Annotated in this window: 5 protein-coding genes and 1 pseudogene; 5 read left to right on the top strand and 1 reads right to left on the bottom strand. The window is 59.1% G+C overall.

Annotated elements, in window-relative coordinates; translation table 11 throughout:
* Positions 1-310: 310 nt before the first annotated feature.
* A pseudogene (locus NKI24_RS35475) lies at positions 311-699 on the top strand (IS6 family transposase); the annotation flags it as partial.
* A gap of 55 nt (positions 700-754) precedes the next feature.
* Here the strand turns inward: NKI24_RS35475 and NKI24_RS35470 are convergent.
* Positions 755-1,084, bottom strand: coding sequence for a hypothetical protein (locus NKI24_RS35470; RefSeq protein WP_352450351.1), 330 nt, complete (start codon positions 1,082-1,084; stop codon positions 755-757).
* A gap of 651 nt (positions 1,085-1,735) precedes the next feature.
* Between NKI24_RS35470 and NKI24_RS35465 the strand changes: the two genes are divergently transcribed.
* The 4 genes from NKI24_RS35465 to NKI24_RS35450 all read left to right on the top strand — a co-directional run bounded on the left by NKI24_RS35465 (position 1,736) and on the right by NKI24_RS35450 (position 4,865).
* Complete coding sequence (locus tag NKI24_RS35465) at positions 1,736-1,963, top strand: hypothetical protein (protein WP_352450352.1); 228 nt, start codon at positions 1,736-1,738, stop codon at positions 1,961-1,963.
* Positions 1,964-2,319: 356 nt separating this feature from the next.
* On the top strand, positions 2,320-2,562 hold the full coding sequence (locus NKI24_RS35460) for a DUF982 domain-containing protein (protein WP_352450353.1): 243 nt from the start codon (positions 2,320-2,322) through the stop codon (positions 2,560-2,562).
* A gap of 369 nt (positions 2,563-2,931) precedes the next feature.
* The gene (locus tag NKI24_RS35455) at positions 2,932-3,114 is read left to right on the top strand and encodes a hypothetical protein (protein WP_352749806.1); all 183 of its coding nucleotides are present in this window, start codon (positions 2,932-2,934) and stop codon (positions 3,112-3,114) included.
* 1,154 nt (positions 3,115-4,268) lie between these two features.
* The gene (locus NKI24_RS35450; protein ID WP_352750788.1) at positions 4,269-4,865 is read left to right on the top strand and encodes a thermonuclease family protein; all 597 of its coding nucleotides are present in this window, start codon (positions 4,269-4,271) and stop codon (positions 4,863-4,865) included.
* Positions 4,866-5,044 lie beyond the last annotated feature (179 nt).

Here is a 5,044-nt window from a genome sequence, read left to right as displayed (position 1 = left end):
CGTGGCCCAATGCGCGCTTCGCCGTCAGCCACCCAAGGTAGGAGCCGAGTGCTCGAATCGGGCTCGCTCGGATCTGAGCGGGGGGCGCCCAGTAATGGGCGTCCCTACCGCGATAATGCCATCGCATTATCGTGAAGGCCGTGCTTCCTTTGAATTTCACACGCACCTTCGGCAAATGCGATGCCGGCAAGTTGCTGGCGTTGATTCTCATTTAAGTGCCAATGGCCTGGCATGATTATCGGTTCCGTCGCAAACTCTCCGTCAAGACCGCATGAGGCATGAAGGCTCTTCAATTGCCGAGGAGCTTGTCATGTTCAAGGGCCGTCATTTCGACCAGTCGGTGATCCTGCTGTGCGTACGCTGGTACCTTGCCTACACTCTCAGCCTGCGCGATCTGGAAGAGATGATGGCCGAACGCGGCTTGAGTGTCGATCATTCCACAGTGCATCGCTGGGTCGTCCGCTTCTCGCCGCAACTGCTGGAGCGCTTCAACCGGCGCAAGCGGACCGTCACCGGCAAGTGGCATGTCGATGAGACCTACATCAAGGTTCGCGGTCGCTGGATGTATCTTTACCGTGCCATCGACAGGGTCGGCGACACGGTCGAGTACTTCTTCAGCGAACACCGCGACCTGTGGCGGCCAAACGCTTCTTGCGCAAGGCGCTTGCGCGGCATGGCCGGCCGGATCGCATCGCCGTTTGACAGATGAAGCCGTTCGCCTGTTCCGGCGCTGTTTTGACAGGGCGCGCATTGGTCATTCGGCCCATCGCGCTTTTCTGCGGCCCGCCGTTTCGCCCGACATCAGGGAACGATATCGCCCCCCATGTATTAGAAACTGATGGACACTATGGAACCCCACGGCCACGGGATAGCGGCCGATATTTTGACATCGGAAGTTGCCAATGCCAGGCAGCGCATTCACCGGACCGAGCTCGCGCTTCAACGCACTGAAGAAATGCTGGCCGAAAATCTCGCGCTGTGCAGCAGGATACGAACTGCGGTCGAGGCCGCAGACCGCTTGGTGAAGATCGATCCCCCCAGCTTTGAAGGACGTCGCGCGGGTTGAACTGGGCAGGCGTTTCATTCGTCGCGACCTTGCGGCACCCTGCCGCAAGAGCCTGCCCTGTTGGCATCACAGCGTGAGCAAACATTGGACAGAAGCATTCCAACGTTCACGATCTGCAACACCGACGCTAGATCGACACGAATCTTCAGTTCAAAGAGCGAGGATTAATGCTGCGGCAAACGAAGGGGTCACGGGGGTCTTCGCGCGAGCCAGTTATCCGATCTCCCGCTCAGAAGTTTCTTCCAAATATTCCGACCTCCTGATGGAACCCATTCGTTGCGGGCGAGTTGCGGCTCATTGGGAGGGACTTCCCGAACATGACAACGAGCAACAAAGCAGACCATCAGTCTGTCGCCGAAGCGTTTCGGAAACTGATCCGTTCCGAAGGCTATCGTCATCACGTACAAACGTTCTTAAATTTGGGGGTCGAACCAGAACTGCCGCCAACCCTACAGTCATTACTTGCGGCTATTGATCGGGCCAAACAGGGCCCGACGGAAGAAGGTCCCTAGCCGGCTGGCTGAGCGTCAGGTCCAAAGAGTATAGAGGCTCGCTTCGTGGCTTGTCCCCCTGATTCCCACTCAGAAGTTATCAAACATTCTTCTTGATTTTTCTCGACAGAGGATCATGAATGTTCCCTTGGGTTCTCCCTGAGGTAGGAGGCCTTGTATGAACATTTGGACGAACTGCCGACCCGACAAGGTGACTGCCAAACACCTTGTTCACGAGCTGATCCTACAAGCCCGTCGCGGCCAAATCATCTCCGTCAAAGAGACTATTGCAGCGGTTCGCCGAGACGGGCCACATGTGGCGGAAACTGACTGCGAGCTGGTGGAGCTTATCGTCAATGTTGCCCCAGCCTTTGGCCTGTTCGTCGGGTTCGATCTTCGCGAATAACCGCCTCCTCAACAGGGCGGACCGTGGCGACACGGTCTCGATCAAAGCGGCACTACGCGAAGCTCGGGAGACTGCGCCTTATTTGGTGGCCTCCGACGAAGAACTAACCGAGGCGATCGTCGAGGCAGCAACTGCCATGGGCCTCTGCGTGGCTTTCGACAGTCGCGAGTAGCTGTCAGCCAACTTCAGTCACTGTGGCACCGCAACGGAGGCGCGCCGTCCTGCGGCATTTTCAATAGGCAGAGGTAATCCACAATTACCTTCGCAAGCTGCTAAATCTGCCTGTAGAACGGAAGCTGCCGGCTGAGCAAAAGTATTTGCTGGAGGAACTTGATCGGGCCGACAAAGAGTGACGTATGGCTCTCCACTGGTTCAACCCTCCGGTCCCGGTCAAGACCGAGCGTCCCGGGATCATCCACAACGTCAACAACGCCGAGACAGCCGGCGAGGAGCTGATGAAGTGGACCAAGCGTGGCCCTTGCTGGGACCTCGCGGTGCGCGTTTGCATGGCCGTGATTTTCGACGAGATGGAACCTGAGGAGGCCCGCAAGGCATTCCTGGCTGCTGCAAAAGAGGAGGGGACATTACTCCCCCAATGACAAGTAGCTAACTTGGATGCGGTACAAGGTTCTAGGTGCCTCTGACCAACACCGCCCTCGCGAAAGGAGCCCGCCGCCGGTGAGGGAGAGGCGACGGACCCCCCACAGCGGCTGCACATCCACGAAGATACCGCTGCAAGCTCTAAACCCGCGAGGGCCTACATCGTTCCTTAGCTGCGGCTAAAGCGGGGTTGGTCAGCGGGCTCTTCCCGCTCTAAGTTCCCTCCCGCCGAGGAACTCCTGGTCGGAAGCGAAACTGCTGCAGCGGTCGTCGGCCGACGACGCTTCGTGATGTCGAGAAGCCGGCCACACAGATCAAAGTTCCGCTGCAGGCGCCTGCACAACGCTCGCTGCTTTGAAAGCATCCCGATGAGCGACGAGCTGATCCGCCTTGCCGGTGCAATGGAGCCTGTCACGCGCCCCGGCATTCAGCACCATAGGCGCGAGCATCCCGGCTGCGGCAAAAATGCAGGATGGGGTTTCGCCAAACCTAGGAAACCATCGCATTGGTACTGCTTTGAAGACCGTGCTGATGGCGAAGCATTTCTCTAAGGAGCGGATGATCAGAGCGCCGAAACGACCCGACCGCCCTAGGGCAAGGAAGGCGCGTCAACACTCTACGCTACGATTGCTGGCCGCCCGTCGTCACGGCGCATATGCGACGTTCCGTCAGCCGCCGATCGCGTTCCTATCCACGACAATCGCGTGGTGGTACATTCGGTTGATTTGGCGAATGTTTTTTGTCGTCAACTCACCGGGAAACCGGGGAGGTGGTCATGAGAATTATTATCACTCTAGCATGCGTCGCCCTTCTTGCAGGTTGCACAACGGCAGGCCCCCCAGGGCCCCAAGGGCCTGTCGGTCCAAAAGGTCTTCCCGGCAAGCAGGGACCTAAAGGTGCAATGGGGGCTGAGGGTCCGGCGGGGAAGGACGGCGTCGGCGGTTGGGAAATCACGCAGTATTCAAGCGCGAGTGATACAAGCCCAGACAAATCCGCACAGGCTTGGTGTCCCAAGCCAAAAGTCGTCATAGGTGGCGGTGCCAGCGCGTCAAATTCAAATGCTCTAATTTCTAGGAGCTTGCCGGTTACTTCCCCAGCTCCAGGGTGGGTAGCACAAGCGCATGTAGCCGCTACGTCCCCAACAGCTTGGACGCTGACAGCCTACGCCATTTGCGCGCTTGTCAAATAGTCGGCGCTTGGCCGGGCCGGTGAACTTTGCGTTGTCGCGTCTTGGAGACACAAACGGCGTTCTAGTCTTCATCCCAAAAATCCTGCAGCGAGGCGTGCCGAAGGTCTTCCTCGTCCCGGAGGTGCTTCACGCGGACCTTGATGCCCGCTTGCGAAGGCCATAGTTGAGACGGTTGAAAGGCTGAGCCGGTGCCCACCGCGTTGACCAGTTGCCGACCGACTAGTGCAGCTTCTGGACTCTCGCCCGGAATGGCGGCATTCTCTCTTCCGGGAGAGCGGCGTGGGCAAAAGCCACCGTTATCAAGGCGCCAATCAGGCTGACCGCTGGCGAAGGCGCGCCGGCAGAAGAATGCCGTCACGGCGGCTGCCGCGACCCCTCTTGGGGCTGATCTTCCTCGGCGCCGGCACGCTTGCCGCCGCAGTTACCTAATTCGCGATCCAGAGCATCGCCGGCCAACAGAGCACGATAACAAACTGGACAGAACCATTGCCTGGCCACATGGAAGGCCGCGCCTCCGTGATCGATGGCGACACAGTAGAGATTGCAGGCCAAAGGATTCGTTTCAATGGCATCGACGCGCCCGAGAGACGTCAGCACTGCGACGACGCCAAGGGCTTTGACTACCCATGCGGGCGCCGCGCTGCCCAAGCCTTGGACAAGTTCCTGGCAGCTTCGCGACCGCTGCATTGCAGTTTTGTCGATCGTGATCGGTACGGGCGTCTTGTCGGGAACTGCGATCGGGCGGACGGTCGTAGCGTTCAGCGCTGGCTTGTCGAGCAGGGCTTGGCACTGGACTGGCCCCTCTACAGCCACGGCGCCTATGCGGGGCAGCAGGCGAAGGCAGAGGCGGCAAAGCTCGGTCTGTGGGCCGGAACTTTTCAGGCGCCTTGGGAGTGGCGTCTAGCGCACGCCGACAACCGACCGCTTTCTAACCAGCCGCTTGGCTTCATCAACCGCCATCAGGTCGCACAAAGCGGCTATTCATGCGAGCCGCGGCGCACCTGTTCCCAAATCAGCTCGTGCGATGAAGCAAGTTGGTACCTAGCCAACTGCTCTTGGGGCCGCAAGCTAGACCGCGACAAAGACGGCATCGCCTGCGAAAGCCTGTGTTGAACCTGCAGGTGCTGCCGCTTCACGGTCGCACGCACGTCGGTGTTGGCGCCGCGGCGCGTTGGGGTGGGTTTGGTCATGTGGAGGGGTTCCTAATGTGTCGGGCGAATTGAGAAACTGACCCCCTGACGAAATGAAGAACTGACCCCCTCGGTTATGAGAGGAGGCATGGATGACGGTTG

Origin of the sequence: Mesorhizobium sp. M0701, assembly GCF_040320365.1 — a bacterium.
Taxonomy (GTDB): Bacteria; Pseudomonadota; Alphaproteobacteria; order Rhizobiales; family Rhizobiaceae; genus Mesorhizobium.
This window is presented reverse-complemented; position numbering and strand designations above follow the sequence as displayed.